The sequence below is a fragment of the uncultured Modestobacter sp. genome (assembly GCF_947486615.1).
Taxonomy (GTDB): Bacteria; Actinomycetota; Actinomycetes; order Mycobacteriales; family Geodermatophilaceae; genus Modestobacter.
Genome location: NZ_CANKUD010000011.1, coordinates 93,791 through 119,411, shown reverse-complemented (window position 1 = coordinate 119,411; position 25,621 = coordinate 93,791). Strand labels below are relative to the sequence as shown.

General features: G+C 74.5%; 22 protein-coding genes. 16 read left to right on the top strand and 6 right to left on the bottom strand.

The window, feature by feature from the left end; translation table 11 throughout:
* Window positions 1–12: 12 nt before the first annotated feature.
* Genes Q1A09_RS18525 through Q1A09_RS18515 form a run of 3 tightly spaced genes read right to left on the bottom strand, consistent with a single transcriptional unit; the run spans window position 13 to window position 2,317 of the window.
* Entirely contained in the window at window positions 13–1,005 is a 993-nt protein-coding gene (locus Q1A09_RS18525; RefSeq protein ID WP_299958351.1) for a M23 family metallopeptidase, read from the bottom strand.
* Between the two features lie 53 nt (window positions 1,006–1,058).
* Window positions 1,059–1,574, bottom strand: coding sequence for a helix-turn-helix transcriptional regulator (locus Q1A09_RS18520; RefSeq protein WP_299958348.1), 516 nt, complete (start codon window positions 1,572–1,574; stop codon window positions 1,059–1,061).
* Between the two features lie 41 nt (window positions 1,575–1,615).
* Window positions 1,616–2,317 carry an IclR family transcriptional regulator gene (locus Q1A09_RS18515; protein ID WP_299958345.1) on the bottom strand — a complete coding sequence of 234 codons (702 nt, stop codon included), beginning with the start codon at window positions 2,315–2,317 and terminating at the stop codon, window positions 1,616–1,618.
* A gap of 66 nt (window positions 2,318–2,383) precedes the next feature.
* Here Q1A09_RS18515 and leuC point away from each other — a divergent pair, with 66 nt between their 5' ends.
* From leuC to Q1A09_RS18475, 8 genes are all read left to right on the top strand, one after another.
* Entirely contained in the window at window positions 2,384–3,805 is a 1,422-nt protein-coding gene (gene leuC, locus Q1A09_RS18510) for a 3-isopropylmalate dehydratase large subunit (RefSeq protein WP_299958342.1), read from the top strand.
* A 19-nt stretch (window positions 3,806–3,824) separates the two neighbouring features.
* Entirely contained in the window at window positions 3,825–4,430 is a 606-nt protein-coding gene (leuD, locus tag Q1A09_RS18505; protein ID WP_299958339.1) for a 3-isopropylmalate dehydratase small subunit, read from the top strand.
* A 237-nt stretch (window positions 4,431–4,667) separates the two neighbouring features.
* Window positions 4,668–6,140: an FAD-dependent tricarballylate dehydrogenase TcuA gene (gene tcuA, locus Q1A09_RS18500; protein WP_299958336.1), complete on the top strand. Its 1,473-nt coding sequence runs from the start codon at window positions 4,668–4,670 to the stop codon at window positions 6,138–6,140.
* Window positions 6,137–6,808, top strand: coding sequence for a GntR family transcriptional regulator (locus tag Q1A09_RS18495; RefSeq protein WP_299958333.1), 672 nt, complete (start codon window positions 6,137–6,139; stop codon window positions 6,806–6,808). The genes tcuA and Q1A09_RS18495 overlap by 4 nt, the downstream gene beginning before the upstream one ends.
* A 214-nt stretch (window positions 6,809–7,022) precedes the next feature.
* A complete protein-coding gene (locus tag Q1A09_RS18490; RefSeq protein WP_299958331.1) occupies window positions 7,023–8,048 on the top strand; it encodes a tripartite tricarboxylate transporter substrate binding protein in 1,026 nt (341 codons plus the stop codon).
* A 62-nt stretch (window positions 8,049–8,110) separates the two neighbouring features.
* Entirely contained in the window at window positions 8,111–8,671 is a 561-nt protein-coding gene (locus Q1A09_RS18485; protein ID WP_299958328.1) for a tripartite tricarboxylate transporter TctB family protein, read from the top strand.
* A complete protein-coding gene (locus Q1A09_RS18480) occupies window positions 8,671–10,182 on the top strand; it encodes a tripartite tricarboxylate transporter permease (protein ID WP_299958325.1) in 1,512 nt (503 codons plus the stop codon). Before Q1A09_RS18485 ends, Q1A09_RS18480 begins: the two co-directional genes overlap by 1 nt.
* A gap of 53 nt (window positions 10,183–10,235) precedes the next feature.
* The gene (locus Q1A09_RS18475; RefSeq protein WP_299958323.1) at window positions 10,236–11,375 is read left to right on the top strand and encodes an MFS transporter; all 1,140 of its coding nucleotides are present in this window, start codon (window positions 10,236–10,238) and stop codon (window positions 11,373–11,375) included.
* A 27-nt stretch (window positions 11,376–11,402) separates the two neighbouring features.
* On the opposite strand, the gene Q1A09_RS18470 is transcribed toward Q1A09_RS18475, so the two are convergent.
* From Q1A09_RS18470 to cofC, 3 genes are read right to left on the bottom strand one after another with little or no spacing between them, the layout of a single operon-like run.
* Window positions 11,403–12,368: an NUDIX hydrolase gene (locus Q1A09_RS18470; RefSeq protein ID WP_299958320.1), complete on the bottom strand. Its 966-nt coding sequence runs from the start codon at window positions 12,366–12,368 to the stop codon at window positions 11,403–11,405.
* Window positions 12,352–14,427: an RNA degradosome polyphosphate kinase gene (locus Q1A09_RS18465; protein WP_299958317.1), complete on the bottom strand. Its 2,076-nt coding sequence runs from the start codon at window positions 14,425–14,427 to the stop codon at window positions 12,352–12,354. The genes Q1A09_RS18470 and Q1A09_RS18465 overlap by 17 nt, the downstream gene beginning before the upstream one ends.
* Window positions 14,428–14,441: 14 nt before the next feature.
* On the bottom strand, window positions 14,442–15,092 hold the full coding sequence (cofC, locus tag Q1A09_RS18460) for a 2-phospho-L-lactate guanylyltransferase (protein ID WP_299958315.1): 651 nt from the start codon (window positions 15,090–15,092) through the stop codon (window positions 14,442–14,444).
* Between the two features lie 195 nt (window positions 15,093–15,287).
* Between cofC and Q1A09_RS18455 the strand changes: the two genes are divergently transcribed.
* Genes Q1A09_RS18455 through Q1A09_RS18420 form a run of 8 tightly spaced genes read left to right on the top strand, consistent with a single transcriptional unit; the run spans window position 15,288 to window position 25,433 of the window.
* Window positions 15,288–16,889 carry an ABC transporter substrate-binding protein gene (locus Q1A09_RS18455; protein WP_299958311.1) on the top strand — a complete coding sequence of 534 codons (1,602 nt, stop codon included), beginning with the start codon at window positions 15,288–15,290 and terminating at the stop codon, window positions 16,887–16,889.
* 31 nt (window positions 16,890–16,920) lie between these two features.
* Window positions 16,921–18,318, top strand: a complete 1,398-nt coding sequence (locus Q1A09_RS18450; RefSeq protein ID WP_299958308.1) for a M14 family zinc carboxypeptidase — start codon at window positions 16,921–16,923, stop codon at window positions 18,316–18,318.
* Window positions 18,315–19,253 carry an ABC transporter permease gene (locus Q1A09_RS18445; protein WP_299958305.1) on the top strand — a complete coding sequence of 313 codons (939 nt, stop codon included), beginning with the start codon at window positions 18,315–18,317 and terminating at the stop codon, window positions 19,251–19,253. The genes Q1A09_RS18450 and Q1A09_RS18445 overlap by 4 nt, the downstream gene beginning before the upstream one ends.
* Window positions 19,250–20,149, top strand: coding sequence for an ABC transporter permease (locus Q1A09_RS18440; RefSeq protein ID WP_299958302.1), 900 nt, complete (start codon window positions 19,250–19,252; stop codon window positions 20,147–20,149). The genes Q1A09_RS18445 and Q1A09_RS18440 overlap by 4 nt, the downstream gene beginning before the upstream one ends.
* Before the next feature lie 37 nt (window positions 20,150–20,186).
* Window positions 20,187–21,620, top strand: coding sequence for a serine hydrolase (locus Q1A09_RS18435; RefSeq protein ID WP_299958300.1), 1,434 nt, complete (start codon window positions 20,187–20,189; stop codon window positions 21,618–21,620).
* A 5-nt stretch (window positions 21,621–21,625) separates the two neighbouring features.
* Entirely contained in the window at window positions 21,626–22,189 is a 564-nt protein-coding gene (locus Q1A09_RS18430; protein WP_299958297.1) for a GbsR/MarR family transcriptional regulator, read from the top strand.
* Window positions 22,186–23,871, top strand: a complete 1,686-nt coding sequence (locus Q1A09_RS18425) for an ABC transporter ATP-binding protein (RefSeq protein ID WP_299958294.1) — start codon at window positions 22,186–22,188, stop codon at window positions 23,869–23,871. The genes Q1A09_RS18430 and Q1A09_RS18425 overlap by 4 nt, the downstream gene beginning before the upstream one ends.
* A gap of 29 nt (window positions 23,872–23,900) precedes the next feature.
* Window positions 23,901–25,433 carry an amidohydrolase gene (locus Q1A09_RS18420; protein WP_299958291.1) on the top strand — a complete coding sequence of 511 codons (1,533 nt, stop codon included), beginning with the start codon at window positions 23,901–23,903 and terminating at the stop codon, window positions 25,431–25,433.
* Window positions 25,434–25,621 lie beyond the last annotated feature (188 nt).

Genomic DNA, 25,621 nt, shown 5'->3' with positions numbered 1-25,621 from the left:
GTCCTCCTGCGGTCAGCTGTGTCCGGCGTCCGCCCGGACGTCCAGTAGTTCCCCGTCGGCGGGGAGGCCGTCGCTGCCGTCGGTGGCGGCGCCGCGGAAGGCCATCGGCAGGCCGCCGGCCGCGGCGAGCCGAGGGGAGTCGCACAGTTGGACGTGCAGGTGCGGCTCGCTGCTGTTGCCGGAGTTGCCGCACTCGGCCAGCTGCTGCCCGGTGGTCACCCGTTCACCGGGCCGCACACGTACCGAGCCGCGCCGCAGGTGTGCCAGGGCGGCGTGCGCCCCGTCGTCGGTCCGGACGACGACGTGGTTGCCGACCAGCCACCGGGTGCCGCCCACCTGCCGGACGAAGCCCTCGACCACCAGCAGGTAGAGCACCGACCAGCCGCCGCTGCGGGCCCGGTGGTCGCGCCGGCGCTGGTGCACGCGCACCACGGTGCCCTCGACCGGGCTGAGCAGCGGCCGGCCGAACGCCGGGTGCTCCTCCGGCCGGCGCCACTGCCGGCCCGAGCCGAACTCCGGGCGCCCACCGTCGGGTGGGTCGAACGCCAGGTCGATCGCATACGTCTGGCCCAGGCTGTGCACGCCGTGCGACGGCACCTTGGTGGTGGGCGAGTTCAGCGCCCGCCACGGGCCGAGCACCGGCGACTCGACGACTCGCAGCGGCGCCGCGGGCGGGCGCACCCGGTCCAGCAGCCCGAAGGCCACCAGGACGACGAAGCCTGCCAGCCCGCCATGGGGCAGCAGGTCGACCACGTCGGCCAGGATCAGCAGCACACCCAGTGCGGGCAGCGGGGGCCGCACCCGGGCGGCCAGCCGCCGGACGGCGGCACGGCCGGGGGGCCCGACCAGCGCGCCGTCACCGGTCCGGACGTCGTCGCCCGTGCGGCTCCGGCTGTCCGGGTCGCGACGGTCCGCGTCCCGGCTGTCCGCGCCACGGTCCTCCCCGTCACGGGCGTCCACGTCAGGTGCCTCCGCCCGACCGGTCGCGATGTGGCCGCTGTCCATGTCATGCCTCCTCGCCGCAGGCCTGTCGACGTCACGGCTCCCCGGGTCGCGGCTCACGACGACACCGCCGCCAGGACCACGTGCAGCGGCACCACCCGCTCGGGAGGCGCCGCGTAGCTCCCGCGGCCCGTGGTGCGCAGCCAGCCCGCCGCGGTCAGCTGCCGCAGGTGGTGGTGCAGCTGACCGGTGGTGCCCAGCCCCGGCAGCGCAGCGAGCGCCGCGGTCGTGGTGTGCCCGTCCAGCACCTCCCGCAGCAGCCGGAGCCGGACCGGGTGGGCGAGCGCGGACAGCGAGCCGGCGCGGGCCTCGTCGTCGTCCGGCTCGGCGGTGCGCAGCTCCTCGGCGCCGTGGGTCCGCTGCCAGGCGTACTCCTCACCGCCGGGCAGGCGGACCTGCCCGCCGTAGGCGATCGCGCCACCGGGCAGCTCGGCCGCCTCGGCGGCCAGCGCGCGCAGCAGCCAGAACCGCTCCGGATCCGGCAGTCCGGGCGGGGCGCCGGGGTCGCGGGCCAGTCGCTCCTCGAGGGCGGTGAGGCGTTGCTCGATCCGGTCCAGTCGTGCGTCGTCCACCCGTACGAAGGTACGGAACTACGTAGGAACGAGCAGGAAGGTCAGCGCACGGCGCGGGCGATCGCGGCGGCGGAGTCGAGGACGGCGGCGACCACCTCGGGGCTCGGACGACGGCCCAGTCGCTCCACCGGCCCGGAGATGGAGACCGCCCCCAGCAGGCCGCCGGCGCCGTCCCGGACCGGGGCGGACAGCGAGGCGACGCCGGCCTCCCGCTCGGCGACGCTGTGCGCCCAGCCGCGGCGGCGCACGTCGAGCAGGGTGCGGGCGGTGAAGCTCGCCGCCGGCAGCAGGGCGCTGCCCTCCTCGGCCGGGCCGAAGGCGAGCAGGGCGTGTGCCGCCGACCCCGCGGTGAGCGGGAGCCGGGCGCCGACCGGCACGGTGTCGCGCAGGCCGCTGGACCGCTCGGCCGCGGCGATGCAGATCCGGCTGCCGCCGTCGCGGACGTAGAACTGGGCGCTCTCCCCGGTCGCGTCGCGCAGTGCGGCCAGGTGCCGGCCCACCAGCTCGGCCAGGTCGGCGCCGCCGCGACCGAGCTCGGCCAGTGCCGGGCCGGGAGCCCACGTGCCGGCCGGTGTGCGGCGGAGCAGGCGGTGTGCCTCCAGGGCGGTGGCGAGCCGGTGGGCGGTGGCCCGGGGCAGCTCGGTACGCGCCACCAGCTCGGCGAGGCTGGCCGGTTCGTCGGCGACCGCGCGGAGGATGGCCACGGCTTTGTCCAGCACGGCAACGGGGTTAGGCTGTCCCACGCAGCAATACTGCCATCTCAGTCAGTGAGATGGCAATCAGCAGGTGGACGACGAGGAGGCGGACCCGTGGGTCAGACCCTGGCGCAGAAGGTGTACGAGCAGCACGTCGTCCGGCGGACGGCGGGGGAACCCGACCTGCTGTACATCGACCTCCACCTCGTGCACGAGGTGACCAGCCCGCAGGCCTTCGACGGGCTGCGGGCCGCCGGGCGCACCGTTCGCCGTCCGGACCTGACCATGGCGACCGAGGACCACAACGTCCCGACCCTGGACATCCTGTCGCCGATCGCCGACCCGGTCAGCCGCGCCCAGGTGGAGGCGCTGCGGCGCAACACCGCGGAGTTCGGCATCCGGCTCGCGCCGATGGGCGACCGCGACCAGGGCATCGTGCACGTCATCGGCCCGCAGCTGGGGCTCACCCAGCCGGGGATGACCATCGTGTGCGGTGACAGCCACACCTCCACCCACGGCGCCTTCGGTGCGCTGGCGTTCGGCATCGGCACCAGCGAGGTCGAGCACGTGCTGGCCACCCAGACGCTGCCGCAGGTGCCGGCCAAGCAGATGGCGGTCACCGTGGACGGCGAGCTGCCCCCCGGCGTCTCGGCCAAGGACGTGATCCTTGCCGTGATCGCCGAGATCGGCACCGGGGGCGGGCAGGGGCACGTCATCGAGTACCGGGGCAGCGCGATCGAGGCGCTGTCCATGGAGGCCCGGATGACGATCTGCAACATGTCGATCGAGGCCGGCGCCCGCGCGGGGCTCATCGCCCCCGACCAGACCACCTTCGATTTCCTGGCCGGCCGCCCGCACGCTCCGCAGGGCGCCGACTGGGACGCCGCCGTCGCGCAATGGCGCACGCTGCGCACCGACGACGACGCGGTGTTCGACCGCGAGGTGCGCATCGACGCCGCCTCGCTCACCCCCTACGTCACCTGGGGCACCAACCCGGGTCAGGGTCTGCCGATCGGTGCCGCCGTGCCCGACCCGGCGCAGATCGCCGACGAGAGCGAGCGCCGCGCCGCCGAGCAGGCGCTGGAGTACATGGGCCTGACCGCAGGCACGCCGCTGCGCGAGGTCGACGTCGACACCGTCTTCCTCGGCTCGTGCACCAACGGCCGGATCGAGGACCTGCGGGTCGCCGCCGCCCTGCTGAAGGGCAAGCAGGTGGATGCGGGCACCCGGATGCTCGTCGTCCCCGGCTCGGTGGGCGTCAAGCAGCAGGCCGAGGCCGAAGGGCTGGACCAGGTGTTCACCGACGCCGGGGCCGAGTGGCGCGGCGCAGGCTGCTCGATGTGCCTGGGCATGAACCCCGACCAGCTGAAGCCCGGCGAGCGCTCGGCGTCGACCAGCAACCGCAACTTCCAGGGCCGGCAGGGCAAGGGCGGGCGCACCCACCTGGTGTCCCCGGCGGTGGCCGCCGCGACCGCGCTGACCGGACGGCTCACCGCCCCGGCCGACCTGCCCGACGCCGTTCCCACGACCGTCTGACCCGCTGGAGAGCCGCATCATGGACGCCTTCACCACGCACACCGGCACGGCCGCCCCGCTGCGCCGGTCGAACGTCGACACCGACCAGATCATCCCGGCCGAGTACCTCAAGCGGATCACCCGCACCGGCTTCGAGGACGGGCTGTTCGTCGCCTGGCGCACCAACGAGCCGGAGTTCGTGCTCAACCAGCCGCAGTACGCGAGCGCCTCGATCCTGGTGGCCGGCCCCGACTTCGGCACCGGATCGTCCCGCGAGCACGCCAACTGGGCGCTGCTGGACGGCGGGTTCCGGGTGGTGATCAGCTCGCGGTTCGCCGACATCTTCCGCAACAACTCGACGAAGGCGGGCCTGCTGACGGTGATCCTGCCGCAGGACGACGTCGAGGCGCTGTGGACGGCGATCGAGGCCGACCCGGCGCTGCCGGTGACGGTCGACCTGCAGGCCGAGCAGGTCACCTACGGCACCAGCACCGTGCCGTTCCAGACCGACCCGTACACCCGCTGGCGGCTGCTCGAGGGTCTGGACGACGTCGGCCTGACCGAGCGGCACGTCGAGGACATCGAGGCCTACGAGTCCGGGCGCCCGGCCTGGCTGCCGCGGGCGTTGCCGGCTCTCCCGGCCTGACGGGAGCCCGTCGCCGGTCCCGCCGCTGAGGCGGTGCGTCCCGGTCGGAGCCCGCCGTGTGCACCGCCACCGAGATGGTGGGGGGCGCGCGGCGGGCTCGTCGTCGTGCCGTCCTCGACAGCGCTGTCGACGTCTGTATACAGTTGCATCCATCCTGCGACGCCCATCGCGCGCGGGGGAGTGGGCCCGCCGTGCCGACGAGGCCCGAGGTGGACGGACAGGCGGAGGGTGGGCGACATGGACGAGCAGGTGGACGTCGTCGTGGTCGGCGGCGGGAACGCCGGGTTCAGCGCGGCGCACGCGGCAGTGGCGCGGGGGCGCAGCGTGCTCCTGCTGGAGAAGGGGCAGGCCGGCGAGGCCGGGGGCAACAGCTTCTACACCGCCGGCGCCTTCCGGATCACCCACGACGGGATCCCCAGCGTGGCCGACCTGCTCGACGACGACGACGACCGGCTGCCGGTCTCCGAGCTGCCGCCGTACCCCGCCGAGGCCTACCTCGCCGACATGGCGAAGGTGACCTCGGGCAACAACGACCCGGAGCTCACCGCGGCACTGGTCGGTGACAGCCAGGACGCCCTGCGCTGGTTGCACGGTCTCGGGCTCCGGTTCCGCCTGATGTACGAGCGCCAGGCGTACCTGGACGAGGCGACGGGCCGGTACACCTTCTGGGGTGGGCTGGCCGTGGGCAGCACCGACGGGGGCAAGGGCCTGATCGCCCAGCACACCGCCGCCGCCGAGTCGGCCGGTGTGCAGATCCGCTACGGGGTCCGCGCCGGGGAGCTGGTGGTCGAGGACGGCCGGGTCCGCGGGGTCACCTGGCAGGACGCCACCGGGGCGGCCGGGACGGTGTACGCCGACTCGGTCGTGCTGGCCGCCGGCGGGTTCGAGGCGGACGCGGAGATGCGGGCCGAGCACCTCGGGGCCGGCTGGGCCCGGGCGAAGGTGCGGGGGACCCCGCTGAACACCGGGGACATGCTGCGCTCGGCGCTGGCCATCGGTGCGGTGCCGCACGGCGACTGGAGCACCTGTCACAGCGTCGCCTGGGACGCCCGGTTCCCGGAGAACGAGAGCAACCGCGAGCTGACCAACCAGCTCACCCGTGGCGGCTACCCGCTGGGGATCGTGGTCAACACCGACGGTGCGCGGTTCCTCGACGAGGGGGCCGACTACCGCAACTACACCTACGCCAAGTACGGCGCCGCCATACTCGAGCAGCCGGGCGGGCAGGCGTTCCAGGTCTTCGACGCGACCACCCGGTCCCGGCTGCGGGCCGAGGAGTACGACATGCCCGGCGCCTCGGTCGTCGTCGCGGACACGGTGGGCGAGCTCGCGGCCGGGATGGGGGTGGACCCGGCTGCACTGGGGCGGACGATCGACGACTTCAACGCGGGCATCGACCGTTCGGTCCCGTTCGACCCGGCGGTCAAGGACGGGCGGGCGTCCCGCGTCGACCCGCCGAAGAGCAACTGGGCCGTGCCGTTGGAGACCGCGCCGTTCTACGCCTTCCCGGTGACCTGCGGCATCACGTTCACCTTCGGTGGGCTGCGGGCCGACACCGGGGCGCGGGTCCTGGACCGCTCCGGGAACCCGATCCCGGGGTTGTTCGTCTGCGGGGAGATGCTCGGTGGACTGTTCAGTGGCAACTACCCCGGCGGCACCGGTCTGACGTCCGGCGCCGTCTTCGGCCGGCGTGCCGGGAGCCAGGCGTGACCTCGGCCAGGGCGGACGCCGACTCGATCTACGAGGACATGCGGGCGGAGATCACCTCCGGTGAGCTGCCGGCGGGCAGTCCGGTCCGCGAGGTCGCCCTGGCCGACCGTTTCGGGGTGTCCCGTACGCCGGTGCGGGAGGCGCTGCGCCGGCTGCAGCACGACCGGCTGCTGGTGCCCGGCGTCCGCGGCCTGCAGGTGCGGGTGGTGGACCCGCAGGAGGTCGTCCAGGTCTACGACATGCGGATCCTCCTCGAGGCGCAGGCGGCCCGGGAGGCCGCCCGGGCCCGCACTGCGGCAGACCTGGTGCTGCTGGAGGGCCTGCTCGCCCGGGACCGGTCGCTCGTCGACCCGCCCGACCAGCTCCGGGCGCAGACGAACACCGAGTTCCACGCCGCGGTGTGGGAGGCGACCCACAACCGGGTGCTGCAGGACCTGCTGCAGCGCCTGACGGTCCACCTGGTCCGCACGCCGCACTCGACCCTGTCCGTGGACGGTCGCTGGGCCGAGGCGCTCGACGAGCACGAGCGGCTCCTGCGGGCCATCACCGACGGCGACGTCGAGCTGGCCGCGGAGGTCGCGGCAGCGCACATGACCCGGGCCCGGCAGATCCGGCTCAGCCTGCTCCGCACCGCCGCCGCCGGCCGCCTGGACGCCGCCGGAGCCTGACCGGGCCGGCGAGGTGCACCCCCGCCCGCAGTCGTCGACCGGCTGCGGGTCTTCGGCATGTCCGGCGCAGGCCGCCGTGCCCGGATCGTGACCGTACGGCCGGCGGCGGGGGTTGACGGAGCCACTCGCAGGAGTGAGGCTGCTCACTGTCGTATCCGACTGGATACATTCGGATGCAGTAGTCCGGAGCTCATCGACGAGCGGGAGGCCACCCATGGCACACAACCCAGTCAGCACCGGACGGCGGAGGTCGGCCGCAGCCGCGCTGCTCGCCGCCGGCCTCACGGTCACCGCGTGCGCCCCGTCCAGCGGGGACGACGAGAACTCGGCGAGCGGCGAGGCCGCCGGCTGGCCCAGCGGCGACGTGCGGATCATGGCACCGGCCGACCCCGGCGGCGGCTGGGACCAGACCTCCCGGGCAATCCAGGACGTCCTGGGCAACCAGCTCGACGCCTCGGTGGAGGTCTACAACGTCGGCGGCGCCGGCGGCACGGTGGGGATCGCCCAGTTCGTGCAGAACGAGGGCGACGCCGACGAGCTGATGACGATGGGCTCGATCATGGTCGGGGCGATCGAGACGAACAACTCGCCGGTCACCCTCGACGAGGTCACGCCGCTGGCCCGGCTGATCGGTGAGTACGAGGTGATCGTCGCGCCGGAGAACTCCCCGTTCCAGACCATCGACGACATGGTCGCGGCCATGGAGGCCGACCTCGGCTCGGTCGCCATCGCAGGCGGGTCCGCCGGCGGGATCGAGCAGATCCTCGCCGGGCTGATGGCCCAGGAGATCGGTGCCGACCCGGCAGCGGTCAACTACATCCCGCACAGCGGCGGTGGCGAGGCGCTGGCCACGATCCTGTCCGGCCGGGTCCAGGCGGGGATCTCCGGGATCAACGAGATCCGGGAGCAGATCGAGGCCGGCCAGGTCCGGGCGCTGGCCGTCTCCTCACCGGAGCCGATCGAGGGGATCGACGCACCCACCCTGACCGAGGCGGGGCTGGACATCGAGCTGGCCAACTGGCGCGGCATGGTCGCTCCGGCCGGGATCGACCCCGAGCAGGAGCAGGCGGCCGAGGACGCGCTGGCCGAGATGGTCGAGAGCGAGGAGTGGCAGCAGGTGCTGGCCGACCGCGGCTGGGAGGACCAGTTCCAGGCCGGCGAGGAGTTCGAGCAGTTCCTCGACGAGGAGCAGGAGCGCATCCGCGCCGTCCTCGAGGACCTGGGCCTGGTCGGTTCGTGAGCACCGCGTCCGGGCTGCCGGACGCGGTGGGGTCACGTCGGCACGGGGGCTCCCGTGTCGACGTGCCCTCGCTCGCGCTCGCCGTCCTGCTCCTGGTCATGGGCGTCGTCCTCGCGGTGGACGCCTCCGGGATCGAGGCGCCCCGGGGCGGTGGCAGCGTCGGCCCGGCCGCCTTCCCGTGGGCGGTCGCCGGGGTGCTGCTCGTCCTGGGTGTCGTCCTCGGCGCGGTCTCCCTGCGCGGCCGACCGGACCAGCCCGCCGACCCGGCGGACGCCGGCGTCCAGGAGCTCTGGCCCGAGGCGGCCCGGCGGTCCGCCGACGCACCGGACGACGAGCCTGTCGCCGAGCCGGTGCCGGTCGGTGAGGAGCGGCCGCCGCTGCTGCGGGTCCGCCCGGCCGTGCGGGTGGCCGTCTTCGCCGCCGGGCTGATCGCGCACGCCCTGCTGGTCAACACGGCGGGCTACGTGGTGGCGGCGCTGGTGCTCTTCGTCGCCGTGGCCCTCGCCTTCGGCGCGCCGCGGCTGGTCCGGGTCGTGCTGGTCGGCCTGGTCCTGACCCTGGTGATCTTCTACGCGTTCACCGTGGGCCTGGGGCTCGCCCTGCCCGACCTCGGGGGGCGTTGATGGACGGCTTCGCCGACCTGATCGGCGGGTTCGGGGCCGCGGTCAGCCCGGAGAACCTGCTCTGGGCGCTCATCGGGGTCACCCTGGGCACGGCCGTCGGGGTGCTGCCGGGCATCGGCCCGGCGCTGACCGTCGCGCTGCTGCTGCCGCTGACCTTCAAGCTGGAGGCCACCAGCTCGCTGATCATGTTCGCCGGCATCTACTACGGCGGCATGTACGGCGGGTCGACCACGTCGATCCTGTTGAACACCCCGGGGGAGAGCGCGTCGATCATCTCCGCGCTGGAGGGCAACAAGATGGCCCGGTCGGGCCGGGGCGCCGCGGCCCTGGCGACCGCGGCGATCGGCTCGTTCGTCGCCGGCACCATCGCCACGATCGGGCTGTCCTTCGTCGCGCCGTTCATGGTCGACCTGGCGCTGAGCTTCGGGCCACCGGAGTACTTCGCCCTGATGGTCGTGGCGTTCACCACCGTCGCGGCGGTGCTCGGCTCCTCGGTCCTGCGCGGGCTGGTCGGCCTGGTCATCGGCGTCACGATCGGGCTGATCGGCATCGACGTGCAGTCGGGCCAGGCCAGGCTCACCCTCGGCGTGCCGCAGCTGCTCGACGGCGTCGACGTGGTGATCGTGGTGGTGGGGCTCTTCGCGGTCGGCGAGGCGATCACGGTGCTCGCCAGTGGCGAGCGGCGGAGCACCGTCACGCCCGCGGCCGGCTCCCGGTGGCTGTCCCGGAGCGACTTCCGGCGGAGCTGGCGCCCCTGGCTGCGCGGCACGGCGCTCGGCTTCCCGATCGGCGCACTGCCGGCCGGTGGGGCGGAGATCCCGACCTTCCTCAGCTACAGCGCGGAGAAGCGGCTGAGCAAGCACCCCGAGGAGTTCGGCCACGGCGCCATCGAGGGCGTCGCGGGGCCGGAAGCGGCGAACAACGCCGCCGCGGCCGGCGTGCTGGTGCCACTGCTGGCGCTCGGCCTGCCGACCTCGGCGACCGCGGCGGTCATCCTGGCCGGGTTCCAGAACTACGGCATCCAGCCCGGCCCGTTGCTGTTCAGCTCGAACAACGCGTTGGTCTGGACCCTCATCGCCAGCCTCTACATCGGCAACGTGATGCTGCTGGTGCTGAACCTGCCGCTGGTGGGCATCTGGGTCCGGCTGCTGCAGATCCCGCCGTACTACCTGTACGCGGGGATCGCGGTGTTCGCGACGCTGGGCACCTACGCGATCGGCGGCAGCACCGTCGACCTGATGGTGCTGTACGCGGTCGGTGCGCTGGGCTTCCTGCTGCGGGCGGCCGACGTGCCGGTCGCACCGGCGGTGGTGGGACTGATCCTCGGTCCGCTGGCCGAGGAACAGCTGCGCCGTTCGCTGGCCATCTCCCAGGGCGATGTCTCGGTGCTGTGGTCCACCCCGCTGTGCATCGCGCTGCTGGTGGTGGCGGTCGCGGCGATCGTGCTGCCGCCGCTGGCCCGGATCGCGGCGTCGAACAAGGCCACTCGCAGTCGCGACCGGGTCGGCTGACCCCGGCGGTGGGCGGCACGCCGGCGGGCCCCTCCCGGCGGCGGGTGTGGGCGGTGCTGCTGCTGATCGGGCTGGGCCTGCACACGGTCGTCGGGCTGGCCCGGCCGATGGGCTCCTACCGGGCCCTGGAGCTGGGGGTGAGCCCGGGCCTGCTGGGGGTGGTCGGTGCGGCCTTCGCCGTCCTGCCGGTGCTGGTGGCCCTGCCGGCCGGGCGGCGGGCCGACGTCGGCGGGGGCGCCAGGGTGGCCGGGGTGGGAACGGTGGTCACCGCCGTGGCGGCGTGCTGGCTGCCCCTGGTCGGGGGCGTGCCGGCCCTGCTCGCCGCCCTGGCGCTGCTCGGCCTCGGGCACCTGCTCGGCCTGGTGGGGATGCAGGCGCTGATCGCCCAGGGCGGCACCGGGAGCTCGCTCGACCGGTCCTACGGGTGGTTCACCATGGTCGTCTCGGCCGGCCAGCTGTGCGGTCCGGCGCTGGCCGGGGTGCTCGCCGGGACCGGTGGGCCGGCCGGCACCCGCGTCGCGCTCACCGGTGGAGCCGTGGTGGCCGTGGCCACCGTGCTGGCGGTGCCCCTGCTGCGCGGCAGCCCCAGCGGCGCACCGGTGGCCGCCGACCGTCCTCCGGTGGTGCCGGTGCGCCGCATCCTGCGCTCCCCGGGTGTGGGCCCGGCGATGGTCACCAGCCTCGGGGTGCTCTCCGCCACCGACCTGCTCACCGTCTACCTGCCGGCGCTGGGGGAGGAGCGCGGCTGGTCGCCGCAGGCGGTGGGTGCCCTGCTGTCCCTGCGGGCGGCGGGGGCGATCGTCTCCCGGCTGGGCCTGGGACGCATGGTCCATGCGCTGGGCCGGGAGCGACTGCTGGGCACCAGCCTGGTGGTCTCGGCGCTGGCCCTGGGCTGGCTGGCCCTCAGCCACCCGGTCGGGCTGGCTGGGGTGGCGATCGCCGTGGCGGGTTTCGCCCTCGGCATCGGGCAGCCGCTCTCGATGGCCGTGGTGGCCGCGCGCGCGCCGCTGGGTGCCCGGGCGACCGCCCTGTCGATCCGGTTGATGGCCCACCGGCTGGGGCAGGTGCTCGTCCCCGCGGGAGCGGGCGTGCTCGCCGCGACGGCCGCCTCCACCGGGGTGGTGGTCGGCGCGGGGTTGATCGTGGCGGTGAGCGCGCTGTCGTTGCTGCCGGAGCTGCGACGACGAGGGTGATCCGGGAGGGCGCGGCGGAGCGGCCGGTCAGCTCCGGCCGGCGCTGCTGCGCACCAGCGCGCCGGCCGGGGCGGCCGGATCGGCGGCGAAGTCGCGGTAGTAGTCGGCCGACAGGGCGCCGGGCCGCCCGCCCAGCGCCCAGACGCTGCCCTTGGCCGACGGCGGCCACAGCGCACCGGCGGTGCCCGGCCAGCGCACACCCAGGGCCAGCAGCACCGACGGGATCGCCCCGCCCTGGCTGCAGATGACCGTGGGGCCGCCGTCCTCGCTGGACAGCAGGCGCCGGACCAGGTCCACCCCGGCCTGCGGGTCGGCGTCGAACCCCTCCTCACCGAGCTCCGGCACGGCGTCGACCGGCATGCCGAGCGCGGCCGACAGCGGCTCGACCGTCTCCCGGCAGCGCAGCGGGGGCGCCGCCAGCAGCCGGGCCGGGGTGAACACCGGCAGGACGGCGGCCAGGGTGGCCGCCTGGTCCCGGCCGGTGCGGTCCAGCGGGCGCTCGTCGTCCGGGCCGTCGAAGTCCTCGCGCTCACCGGCCGAGGCGTGCCGCACCAGCAGCACCCGGGGAGCGTGGGGGACGTCGGTGCGGGCCAGGTCGTCCAGCACCGCCCGGTCGTGGTCGTGGGTGACCTGCGCCCGGGCGGCCGGCACGGTCAGCCAGCGCACCTCGTCGACCTCGTCGTTGGCGGTGAAGCGGCCGCCGACCGCCTTCATCAGCCAGTAGTCCACCCGCTTGTCGCCGTGCCGGACGTCGTAGCGGGTCTGCACGCTGCGCCGGCCGACCGAGACGTGCAGGCCGGTCTCCTCGCCGACCTCGCGCACCGCGGCCATGAGCGAGTGCTCGCCGGCGTCCAGCTTGCCCTTGGGCAGCGACCAGTCGTCGTACTTGGGCCGGTGCACCAGCAGGGTCTCCAGCGCACCGATGCCCCCGGTGCGCCAGACCACGCCGCCGGCGGCGGCGACCACCCGCGCGTCGTCAGCCAGCGTTCTCACCCCGCATCGCGAGCAGGTCGGCCTGGGAGTCCCGGTCCCCGGTGCGCGTCCAGCTGGCGTCGCCGGCCAGCTGCCAGCTGCGCACGTCGGGGGCGAGTGCGGCGTCGAAGATGCGCTCCAGCTGCCGGGCGGCGGCCGGGTCGTTGACCCGCAGCAGCACCTCCACCCGGCGGTCGAGGTTGCGGTGCATGAGGTCTGCGCTGCCCAGCCACCACTCCGGTTGACCGGCGTTGGCGAAGTTGACCACCCGCGAGTGCTCCAGGAACCGGCCGACGATCGAGCGGACCCGGATGTTCTCGCTCAGCCCCGGCACGCCCGGGCGCAGCGCGCAGATGCCCCGGATCACCAGCTCCACCGGCACACCCGCCAGCGACGCCTCGTAGAGCGCATCGATGATCTGCTCGTCCACCAGCGAGTTGATCTTTATCCGGATGCCGGCCGGCTTGCCCTCGGCGGCGTTCCGGGCCTCCCGGCGGATCTTCTCCACCAGGCCGGTGCGGATCCCGTGCGGGGCCACCATCAGCGACCGGTAGGTGGTCTGCCGCGAGTACCCGGTCAGGGTGTTGAACAGGTCGGTGAGGTCGGCGCCCACCCGCGGGTCGGCGGTGAGGATGCCCAGGTCCTCGTAGATCCGGGCGGTCTTGGGGTTGTAGTTGCCGGTGCCGATGTGGCAGTAGCGGCGGATCACCCCGTTCTCCATCCGCACCACCAGCGCCGTCTTGCAGTGCGTCTTCAGCCCCACCAGCCCGTAGACCACGTGGCAGCCGGCCCGCTCCAGCGACCGGGCCCAGCTGATGTTGGCCTCCTCGTCGAACCGGGCCTTGATCTCCACCAGGACGACGACCTGCTTGCCCGCCTGGGCCGCCTCGATCAGCGCCGAGACGATGGGGGAGTCACCCGAGGTGCGGTAGAGCGTCTGCTTGATCGCCAGCACGTCCGGGTCCGCGGCGGCCTGCTCGATGAACCGCTGCACGCTGGTGGCGAACGAGTCGTAGGGGTGGTGCACCAGCACGTCGCCCTCGCGCAGGGTGGCGAACACGCTCTTGGGCGTCTCGCCCTCGCTGAGCCGTGGGTGGGTGGCCGGCACGAACGGGTCGTCCTTGAGCTCGGGCCGGTCCAGGTCGTAGAGGGCCATCAGCGAGCCGAGGTCGAGCAGCCCGGGCACCGAGACGACGTCGGCCGGGCTGATCTCCAGCTCGTGCACCAGGACGTCGAGGATCTGCGGGTCCATCGTCTCGGTGACCTCCAGCCGCACGGCCGGACCGAACCGGCGCCGGGCCAGCTCGCGCTCCAGGGCCTGCAGCAGGTCCTCGTCGCGGTCCTCCTCCACCTCCAGGTCGGCGTTGCGGGTGACCCGGAACAGGTGGTGGTCCAGCACGTCGAGGCCGGGGAAGAGCGAGGTCAAGTGTGCCGCGATCAGGTCCTCCAGCGGCAGGAAGACCGACTCCGCCTCCTTCCCCTGGGCGGTCGCGGTGGCCACGGAGATGAACCGCGGCACGTTGTTGGGCACCTTCACCCGGGCGAACCGCGGGGCGCCGGTGTCGGGGTCGCGCACCGAGACGGCGAGGTTCAGCGACAGCCCGCTGATGTAGGGGAACGGGTGCGCCGGGTCGACCGCCAGCGGGGTCAGCACCGGGAACACCTGGTCGCGGAAGTACTCCCGCAGCCGCATCGCATCGGCGTCGTCCAGGTCCGACCAGTGCACGATCCGGATGCCCTGCTCCTCCAGCCGCGGCATCACGTCCTTGTCGAAGACGCTGGCGTGCCGGTGCACGAGGCTCTGGGTGCGCTCGGTGACGCGGGCGAGCTGCTCGCGGATGGTGAGGCCGTCGGGGGAGCGGACGGTGAGCCCGGTGCTCTGCCGGCGCTTGAGGCCGGCGATGCGGACCATGAAGAACTCGTCCAGGTTGCTGGCGAAGATCGACAGGAACTTGACCCGCTCGAGCAGCGGCAGGGCGTCGTCCTCGGCCAGTTCCAGCACCCGGGCGTTGAAGTCCAGCCAGGACAGCTCGCGGTTCAGGAAGCGGTCGGCGGGCAGCGGCGTGGAGGCGGCGGGCACGGGTCGATCCTGCCTCACCCAGATGACCACCGGGTGGCCGAGAGGAATCCGGCCGTGCGTGGCCCGACGCCGATCCGGCGGGCGGTCTGCAGGTCGGCGGGGGTGTCCACGTCCTGCCGCAGTCCGGGCCAGTCGCCGTCCAGCGGAACCGCCCCGCCGGCGGCGTGGGCGGCGGCGGACCCGGGACCGAACCGTGGGGCCAGGTCGCCGTCGCGGACGGCCAGCAGCGTCGTGCCGGTGCCCGCGGCGTCGGCGACGAGGCTGCGCGGGTGGCCGCCCGCCGCGGTCAGCGCCGCGGTCAGCTCGGCCGGCTGCAGCGCCGGCAGGTCCGAGGCGAGGGCGGCGACCGGGCCGGCGCCGTCCGCCCGGGCGTGCGCGGCACCGTGGGCCAGTGCGGCGTTGAGGCCGCTGCCCGGCTCGTCGGCGACGGTGCCGGCGCCCAACTCGGTGGCCAGCGCGATGGCCCGTGGCTCGTCGGTGACCACCAGCAGCCGGCCGACGGCGGGGCTCGCCAGCGCGGCGGCGAGGGTGTCGGCGAGCAGGTCGAGCACCAGCAGGTCGTGCCCCGACCGCCGGTCGCCGGGGAGGGTCGAGGTCAGCGGCGTCAGCCGGCTCTTCGCCGTCGACAGCAGCTTCGCCGGGACGACGAGGGACCACGGCTGCACCCCTCCACCTCAGCACACCGCCCGGGACGTCGGCCGGGCGGCAGCCGGGGAGCTGTGTCGGCGTCGTTAAACGTTCATGTCCTTCTGAAACTCCGTGCACCGACCTCTTCCCCTGCCGTTCACCCGCTGCCACGGTGTCGTCCACACAGCGGTCAGGTCGCGTTGCGGCCACCGGCCCCCAGCACTGGAGGAGCCATGGGAGTTCACAACGGACGGGCAGCAGCCATCGGGGTGCTGGCCCTGGTGGTCACGCTGAGCGGCTGCTCCGGCAGCGACGACGCCAGCGCCGAGGACGGCACGCGTTCGGTCTCGATCGCCGAGGGCGAGCCCGACCACCTCAACCCCGGGCGCCAGACGGTGGCCTTCGACCAGACCATGGCGCTGTTCTCGCCCCTGACCTCGATCGACTCCGACGGTGAGCTGCAGATGGTCGTCGCCGAGTCGGTGGAGTCCGACGACGCGGTCACCTGGACGATCACGCTGGCCGACGGCTGGACCTTCCACGACGGCGAGCCGGTCACCGCCGAGAGCTACGTGCGGGCCTGGAACACCGTCGCCTACGCCCCCAACGCCTGGGAGAACAACGGCCAGCTGGCCAACATCGCCGGCTACGCCGACCTCAACCCCGCTGAGGGGGAGCCCACCACCGAGGAGATGTCGGGTCTGGCCGTCGTCGACGACCGGACCTTCACCGTCACCCTCTCGGCCCCCGACGGGCAGTTCCCGCTGCAGCTGAGCCAGGCCCAGACCGGCTTCTACCCGCTGCCCAGCGTGGCCTACGACGACCTGGAGGCCTTCGACCGGGCGCCGGTCGGCAACGGCCCCTTCCGGATGGAGGGGACCTGGGAGGACGACGAGCCGATCACCGTCACCGCCTGGGCGGACTACCCCGGCGAGGCGCCGACCGTCGACGAGATCGTGTTCAAGCCCTACGCGGACATGAACACCGCCTACACCGACGTGCAGGCCGGCGACACGGACCTGATGTTCCTCACCGCGGACAAGATGACCTCGGCCGCCGGGGACTTCGGTGACCGGGTGTACAGCTTCGACGCCCCCGGCATCTCCTTCCTCGGGCTGCCGCTGTACGACGAGCGCTACGCCGACGTCCGGGTGCGCCAGGCGATCTCGATGGCCATCGACCGGGACGCGGTGAACGAGGTGATCTACGGCGGGCTGTACGAGCCGGCCACCGCCTTCACGCCGTCCGCCGAGCAGGGCACCCCGGTGGGGCTGTGCGGTGAGCTCTGCGAGTACGACCCCGACGCGGCGAAGGAGCTGCTCACCGAGGCCGGCGGCTTCGAGGGCACGATGGAGATCGTCTACCCCGGCGGCGCCGGGCTGGACGCCCTCTACGAGGCCTACGCCAACCAGCTGCGGCAGAACCTCGGCATCGCCGACGTCGTGACCAAGCCCAGCACCGACTGGGCCGAGTTCGCCGAGGCCCGCACGAACGGTGAGATGACCGGGCCGTTCTTCTCCCGGTGGGGCGCGCTCTACCCCAGCCAGCAGAACACGCTGCGCACCTTCTTCACCCCGACCGGCGGCTGCGTGGGGTGCGTCCCCTACACCGACCAGGAGGTCATCGACCAGATCGCGGCCGCCGACGCCACCGTCGACCCGGACGCCGCGATCGAGGGCTACGTCGCCGCCCAGGAGCTGATCATGGCCGACTTCCCGGCGGTGCCGACCTTCTTCGAGACTTACAACTTCGTCACCTCGGAGGCGATCGCCGACCTGCCCGCGGCGGTCGGGTCGCCGATCCTGTCCCAGATCGTGCTGGCGGAGGACGAGTGACCGGGCCGGCCGGCACGACCGCGGGACGGCGATGACCGCCACCCCCGCAGCGCACGCGCCCGGCTCGGTCGAGGACGTCCTCGACCGGGCCGGGCGGGTGCCCCCGCTGACCCGCTTCCCCTCGGTCGACGCCCTCAACGCCTCCTTCGCGGCGCTGGGCGCGGCCCACCCCGAGCTGCTCCGGCACCGCCGGATCGGCACCTCGCGGCTGGGCGAGCCGCTGCACTGCTGGTCGGTGGGCGACGGCCCGGCCCAGCACCTGGTGGTCGCCGGTGTGCACCCCAACGAGCCGATCGGCAGCCACACCGCCCTGCACCTGGTCGGTGAGCTCTGCCGGGACGACGCGCTGCGGGAATCGATGGGGGCGACCTGGCACGTCGTCCCCTGCATCGACCCCGACGGCATGCGGCTGAACGAGGGCTGGTTCGACGGGCCGTTCGACCGGGGCCACTACGCCCGGCACTTCTACCGGCCCGCGCCCGACGAGCAGGTCGAGTGGTCGTTTCCGTTCGCGTACCGGGACGCCTACTTCGACCAGGTGATGCCCGAGACGCTCGCGCTGATGCGGCTCATCGACGAGGTGCGCCCGCAGCTGTACACCAGCCTGCACAACGGCGAGCTGGGCGGCGTCTACTACTACGTCTCCCGGGCGCTGCCCGGCCTGGTCGAGGCGCTGCATGCGCTCCCCGAGCGGCTCGGCCTGCCGCTGGAGAAGGGGGAGCCCGAGGACCCGTTCGCCCCGGTGCTCGGCACGGCGGTCTTCGGCATGCAGCCGATGACGGAGGTCTACGACCAGCTGGCCGCGCTCGGGCTGGACCCCGCCGGGCTGATCGGTGGCTCGTCCTCCAGCGAGTACGCCCGCCGGCACGGCACCCTCTGCCTCGTCGCCGAGCTGCCGTACTGGTCCCACCCGGACTCCGACGACACCAGCGCGAGCGGGCGGACCTACGCCGACGTCCTGCTGGAGAAGGCGGCCGGCCTGGCCGAGACCGGGGCGGTGCTCAGCGACCTGCTGGCCCGGGCCGAGCCGCTGCTGCACGTGGAGACCCCGTTCCTGCGCGGTTCCCGGGCGTTCGTGCCGATGCTCGGCCAGATCGCCCAGGAACAGCGGGCCCGGGCCGAGCAGCCCGGGCACGACCGCCCGGCCACCGTCGCCGAAGTGTTCAGCGCCGCGGACCACGTGCGCTGCTTCCGGCTGCGGTACGGCGGCATGCTGGTGCGGGCGCTGGCCGCCGAGGTGGTCGCCGGCACGGCTGCGGCCCCGCTGCGCACGCTGCACGAGGAGGCCTCGCGGCTCTACGAGGAGTGGCAGCAGCAGGCCGCCGAGCTCACCGGCACGCAGCTGCTGCCGATCGCCACGCTGGTCGGCGTGCAGTACGGCGCCGTGCTGGCCACCGCCGGCCTGCTCGCCGCGGGGCGGCCGGGGTGACCCGCTTCCTGACCCGCCGGCTGGTGGAGCTGGTCCTGGTCTTCCTCGGGGTCACCTTCGCGATCTACGCGATGGTCTACGCGCTCCCCGGCGACCCGATCCGGGCGCTCGGCGGGGACCGACCGCTCTCACCCGCCGTGGTCAACGAGCTGCGCGACCGGTTCCACCTGGACGAGCCGCTGTGGCAGCAGTACCTGCGCTACCTCGGCGGGCTCTTCCAGGGCGACCTGGGCACCGACTTCGACGGGCGGTCGGTGACCGAGCGGATGGCCACCCGCTGGCCGACCACCATCACGCTGGCCCTCACCGCGTGGCTGATCGAGATCGTCGTCGGCGTCGGCCTGGGCATCCTGGCCGGCCTGCGCCGCGGCACCTGGATCGACCGCTCGGTGCTCACCCTCACGATCGTCGCGACGTCGATCCCGGTGTTCGTGCTGGCGATCGTCGGGCAGCTGTTCCTCGGCGTCCGGTGGGACCTGCTGCCGATCGCCGGCGACTCCGAGGGCTGGCCGCTGGCCTACCTGCTGCCTGCCTCGGTGATCGCCGTCTACAGCCTGGCCGCGCTGGCCCGGTTGATGCGCGGCAGCCTGGTCGACGTCCTGCAGGCCGACTTCGTGCGCACCCTGGACGCCAAGGGGCTGACCCGTACGCGCGTGGTCGGGGTGCACGTCATGCGCAACTCGCTGATCCCGGTCATCACCTTCCTGGGCATGGACCTGGGCTTCCTGCTCGGCGGCACGATCGTGGTGGAGGGCATCTTCAACCTCCCCGGCGTCGGCCAGCTGCTGTTCGGGGCCATCCGGTCGCACGAGGGCCCCACCGTGGTCGGCGTCTCGACCGCGCTGATCCTGCTGTTCCTGGTCAGCAGCCTGGTGGTCGACCTCGTCAACTCCGCCCTCGACCCACGCATCCGGAGAGAGGAGGCCCGCTCGTGACCGGCGTGGCCGTGACCGCGGACCTCGACCCCACCGACGCCGGTGCCCTGCCGCGCCGGGGGGTCTGGCCCGGCCTGCGCCGGCGGGCGCTGTTCTGGGTGCCGGTGGCCGGGATCGTCGTCCTGACCGTGCTGACCGTCGCCCCCGGCTGGGTGGCCGGCTGGTTCGGCAACGGCGACCCGCGGGTGTGCGACCTGTCCTCCAGCGCCGACGGGCCCGTCGCCGGCCACCCGTTCGGCTTCGACCGGCAGGGCTGCGACGTCTACGCCAACGTGGTCCACGGCACGCGCGCCTCGCTGACCGTCGGCCTCACCTGCACGCTGATCGCCTTCGCCCTCGCGGTGCTGCTCGGCACGCTGGCCGGCCTGCGCGGCGGCCTCGCCGACCGCGTGGTGTCCCGGGTGACCGACGTCTTCCTCGGCTTCCCGTTCCTGCTGGGCGCGATCGTGGTGCTCAACAGCTTCGGTGAGCGGTCGGTGCTGTCGGTCTCGCTGGCGCTGGCACTGTTCGTCTGGCCGGCGATGGCCCGGCTGGTGCGCAGCTCCGTGCGCTCGGTCCGGGACGCCGAGTTCGTGCAGGCCGCCCGGGCCATGGGATTCGGCACCTGGCGGGTGGTGAGCCGGCACGTGCTGCCCAACGCCATCGGCCCGGTGCTGGCGATCGCCACCATCACCGTCGGCCAGGTGATCGTCGCGGAGTCGACGCTGACGTTCCTGGGCCTCGGCCTGCGCTCGCCGGCGATCTCCTGGGGGCTGCAGCTGTCCAACGCGCAGGCGCAGCTGCAGAACGCCCCGCACATGCTGCTGTTCCCCAGCGTCTTCCTGGCCGTGACCGTCTTCTGCCTGATCACCCTCGGCGACGTCCTGCGGGACGCGCTGGACCCCCGCCAGCGGTGAACCCCGCCGGCCCGCACACCCCAGAGGAGCCGCACCGATGAGCCGCACCCCCGAGCAGGTCGCCGACGTCGCCGCCGCCGCCGCGCCGTACCTGGAGTCCTGGCTCGAGCACCAGCGCCGGCGCCAGCGCGTGCCCGGTGTGCAGGCCGCGATCCGGGTCGGCGACCGGCTCGTGCTCGACACCGCGCTCGGGCAGGCCGACGCGACCACCGGAGAGCCGCTGACCGGCCGGCACCTGTTCCGGATCGCCTCGCACTCAAAGACCTTCACCGCCACCGCCGTCCTGCAGCTGGTCGAGGCCGGCCGGATGCGGCTGGACGACCCGATCGGCCGGTGGGTGCCAGAGCTGGCCGACCGTGCCCCGGCCGCCGCAGCGGTGACCGTCCGGGAGCTGCTGGGCCACCAGGCCGGGGTCGTCCGGGACGGCGCGGACACCGACTACTGGCAGCTGCTGCACCCCTTTCCGGACGCGGCGGCGCTGCTGGACATCGTGGCCGCCCCCGGCGGGCTGACCTTCGGCCGCAACGAGCACTTCAAGTACTCCAACATCGGCTACTCGCTGCTGGGGCTGGCGATCGAGGCGGCATCCGGGCGCCCGTACAACACCTTCGTGCAGCAGGAGGTCGTCGAGCGGCTCGGGCTCGCCGACACCGGTCCCGAGCTCGACCCGGCCCGCGAGGCGGAGTACGCCGCCGGGCACACCGGGCTGTTCGACGGGGAGACGACCCGGCTGCGGGTCGACCACGTCGACACCCGGGCGATGGCCGCGGCCACCGGCTTCTACTCCACCGCCCGCGACCTGACGAGCTACGGGGCGGCCCACTTCACCGGGGACCCGACGCTGCTGACCGACGAGAGCAAGCGGCTGATGCGCCGGCCCGAGTCCGAGGTCAGTGCGCACGGCCGGCCCGCCCGCCGCTACGGCCTGGGGTTGGACCTGGACACCGTCGGGGACCGGAAGCTGGTCGGGCACAGCGGCGGCTACCCCGGGCACATCACCCGGACCTGGATCGACCCCGAGGCGCAGGTGGTGGTCAGCGTGCTGACCAACAGCATCGACGGGCCGGCCGACTCCCTCGCCCGCGGCCTGCTCGCCCTGCTGGACCTCGCCCTCGACGCCCCGGAGCGGGACGAGGACACCCCGGACCCCGCGTCGCTGTCCCGCTGGACCGGCCGGTGGGCCGACCTGTGGGGCCCGGCGGACGTCGCGCTGCTGGGCGGCCGGCTGGTGATGCTCCACCCCAACGCCCCCGCACCGGCGGAGGAGTGGCTGGAGCTGACGGTGGAGGACGACCGCACCCTCCGGTACGAGTCGGTGGCCGGGTTCGCCTCGGCGGGGGAGACCGTCGAGTACGAGTGGGGGCCCGACGGCACCGCGACGTCCATCCGGGCCGGCGGGATGACCATGTGGCCGACCGAGGCGTTCCTGGCCGGCCGTGCTCGACAGGTCGCGCCGGGCTCCGCAGGATGACCCGGGTGACCCTCGAGGACCCCGCCCGCCCGATCGACGACGTCCCGGCCGAGGACCCGACCGGGGGCTCGGGGGCGGAGGAGGCGGCGGCGGCGAGACGGGCGTTCGTCGAGGAGTTCGGCACCCTCTGGGCGTCCATGGGCACCACGCCGATGGAGGGCCGGGTGCTCGCCCACCTGATGATCACCCCGGGCCCGGACGCCACCACCGCCGAGCTCATCCGCGAGCTCAACGCCAGCGCCGGGGCGGTCTCGATGGCGACGCGGCATCTGGAGGAGGTCGGCTTCATCCAGCGGCACGTGGTCCCCGGCGAGCGGGTGCACCGGTTCCGGGTGGAGGACGACGTGTGGGGCAGCTGGCTGGCCCGAGAGCACACCTACCTCGACCGGTTGCGGGCCGTCCTGGAGCGGGGACTGTCCCGGCTCGGGGACGACGCCGACCGCCCACGACGGCGGCTGGACACCGGACGCGCCTACCACGAGTGGCTGGCCGGCTACCACCGCAAGATGCGCGACGACTGGCAGGCCTACAAGCGCGAGCACGGCCTGGACGAGGGAGGTGCCCGATGACGCTCGACACCCGGACGACCGACCCGGACGTGGTGCTCGCGGTGGAGGACCTGCACGTGGAGTTCGTGGTGGAGGGCCGCAGCCACACCGCGGTCCGCTCGGCCAGCTGGGAGCTGCGCCGAGGTGAGGTGCTGGCCGTGGTGGGCGAGTCCGGCTCGGGCAAGAGCGTGAGCGCCATGGCCGTGCTCGGCCTGCTGCCGCGCAACGCGCGGGTGACCGGGCACGTGCGCCACGGCGGCCGCGACCTGCTCACCCTGGCGCCACGGGAGCTGCGCGCGCTGCGGGGGGCGCAGATCTCCGTCGTCTTCCAGGACCCCAGCGCCGCACTGGACCCGGTGTTCACCGTCGGCCAGCAGGTGGTGGAGGTGCTCCGCGCGCACCGGCCCGGGATGACCCGGGCGGAGGCCCGGGCGCGCGCCGTCGAGCTGTTCACCCTCGTCGACCTGCCCGACCCGGAGGCGCGGCTGCGCTTCTACCCGCACCAGCTCTCCGGCGGCCAGTGCCAGCGGGTGATGATCGCGATGGCGCTGGCCTGCGATCCGGCGGTGCTGATCGCCGACGAGCCGACCACCGCCCTCGACGTCACCGTGCAGCAGGAGGTGCTCGACGTGCTGCGCGCGCTGCGCGGGCGGGTGGAGGCCTCGATCGTGCTGATCACCCACGACATGGGGGTGGTCGCCGACCTCGCCGACCGGGTGGTGGTCATGCGGCACGGCGAGGTGGTCGAGTGCGCCCCCGTGCAGGAGCTGTTCGACGCACCGCGCGCGGCCTACACCCGCGCCCTGCTCGACGCCGTCCCGCGACGCCGCCCGGCCGACGCCCGCCGGGCCGCGGCCCCGGCCCCCGGCGGCACCGGGGCGGCCGACCGGCCGGTGCTGCTGGTCGAGGAGCTGGTCGTGGAGTACCGGCAGCGCCGCGGCGCCGTCCGGGCGGTCGACGGGGTCACCCTGCGCGTCGACCGCGGGGAGATCCTCGCCCTGGTCGGGGAGTCCGGCTCGGGCAAGTCGACGATCGGCCGGTGCGCGCTCGGGCTGGCGCCGCTGACGGCCGGCCGGGTACAGGTCGCCGGCGTGCAGCTGGGGCGGGACACCCCGCGGGCGGTGCGGGAGTCCCGCAAGCGGGTCGGGGTGGTGTTCCAGAACCCGATGGCGTCGCTGAACCCGCGGCGCACCGTGGCCGACTCGGTGGGGGAGCCGCTGTACGTGCACAGCGGCCTGCGCGGCGGCGCGCTCCACGCGCGGACCGGGGCGCTGCTGGACAGCGTGGAGCTGCCCGGCGGCTGGGGCGGGCGCTACCCGCACGAGCTCTCCGGCGGGCAGCGGCAGCGGGTGGCCATCGCCCGGGCCATCGCGCTGGACCCCGAGCTGCTCATCGCCGACGAGCCGACCTCTGCACTGGACGTCTCGGTGCAGGCGACGGTCCTGGACCTGCTGGCCGACATCCAGCAGCGACTGGGCTTCGCCTGCCTGTTCATCACCCACGACCTGGCCGTGGTCGGCCGGCTCTGCGACCGAGTGGCGGTGCTGGCCGGCGGCCGGCTGGTGGAGCAGGGGCGGCTCGAGCAGGTGCTCGACGCCCCGGCCGATCCCTACACCCGGCGGCTGGTCGCCGCGGCGCCGGTGCCGGACCCGCGCGAGCAGGCCCGCCGTCGCGAGCTGCGGCTGGCCGGGGCGATGGCGTGAGGGGCGATGGCGTCGTCACCGGTGCTGCGGTGACCGGGCCGCTGCTGCTCCGCCGGGCCCGGCTGGGCGCGGCGCTGCGCGACGTCCTCCTCGACGGCGGGCGGGTGCGGGCGGTCGCCGACGACCTGTCCGCCGGTGCCCCCGGCCTGCCGGAACTGCAGGCCGGCACCACCGTCGTCGACCTGGACGGCGCGGTGCTGCTGCCCGGGCTGGTCGACGCGCACGTGCACCTGGAGCAGTGGGCCGCCGCCCGCCGCCGGATCGACGTCTCCGGGGCCCGGTCGGCGGCCGAGGCGGCCGCGCTGCTCGCCGCCGCCGTGCGGGCCACCCCGGCCGACCCGGGTGCGGTCGTGGTGGGGCACGGCTTCCGGGACGCGCTGTGGTCCCAGCCCCCCGCGGCGGCCCTGCTCGACGACGTCCTGCCGGGCGTGCCCGTCGTGGTGTCCAGCGCCGACCTGCACACCGCCTGGTGCAGTACCGCCGCCGTGACCCGGTTCGGGCTGGCCGACCCCACCGGGGTGGTGCTGGAGCAGGAGGCGATGGACCTGATGGCCCGGGCCGCCGCACCCGCGCCGGAGGTGCTCGACGGCTGGGTGCTGGCGGCCACCACTGCGGCCGCCGCCCGCGGGGTCACCGCGGTCGTCGACTTCGAGTACGGCGACCTGGTGACCAGCTGGGCCCGCCGGGCCGCCCGGCAGCCCGGCGGGCCGGCGCTGCGGGTGCACGCCGCGGTCTGGGCCGACCGGCTGGAGGAGGTCCTCGCCGCCGGGCTGCGCACCGGGGACCCGCTGCCCGGGGTGGTCGACCCGGTCGCCGCGGAGCGGCTGCGGATGGGCCCGCTGAAGCTCTTCGTCGACGGTTCGCTGGGCACCCGGACGGCGTTCTGCCACACCCCCTACCCGGGCGTCACCGGGCCCGACGCGCACGGGCTGCTGCGCACACCGCCGGCAGAGCTGGAGCGGCTGCTGCGCCGGGCCGGCTCGGCCGGTCTGGGCCTGGCGGTGCACGCGATCGGCGACCGGGCCGCGGCGATCGCGCTCGACGGCTTCGCCGCCGCGGGCGTGACCGGCCGGATCGAGCACGCCCAGCAGGTGTGCGACGAGGACCTGCCCCGCTTCGCCGAGCTCGGCGTGGTGGCCAGCATCCAGCCGCGGCACGCCCTGGACGACCGGGACGCCGCCGACCAGCACTGGGCCGGCGCCACCGGGCGGGCCTTCCCCTACGGTGCGCTGGTCGCCGCCGGCGCCGAGGTGGTGCTCGGCTCCGACGCGCCGGTCGCCCCGCTGGACCCCTGGGACGGCGTGGCCAGCGCCGTGCACCGGTCACTGGACGGCCGCGCCGCCTGGCACCCGGAGCACCACCTGGACCTGGACGTCGCGCTGGCCGCGGCCAGCGGCGGACGGCGGGCGGTGCGGGTCGGCGACCCGGCCGACCTGGTCGTGGTCGCCGACCCGCCGGCGGACGTGCTGGCGCGGCACGGCGCTGCCGGCCTGCGCGCCACGGAGGTGCTCGGCACCCTCGTCGCCGGCCGGTTCACCCACCGCGGCCCCGCCCTGACCTGACGGCCCCGGCCGGGCGACGGCGCGCACCGGTCCACACCGGCACCGGCCGGTCGGCTGCGACGATGGGCGCCGACCCGTCGGGTGAGCAGGTCGACACCGGCCGCGACCGGGGGTGCGTGCCGGCCGGCACGGCACAGGGGGCACGATCACGGGCGGGTCACCAGCACGCCAGGCCGGCCGGCCCGAGG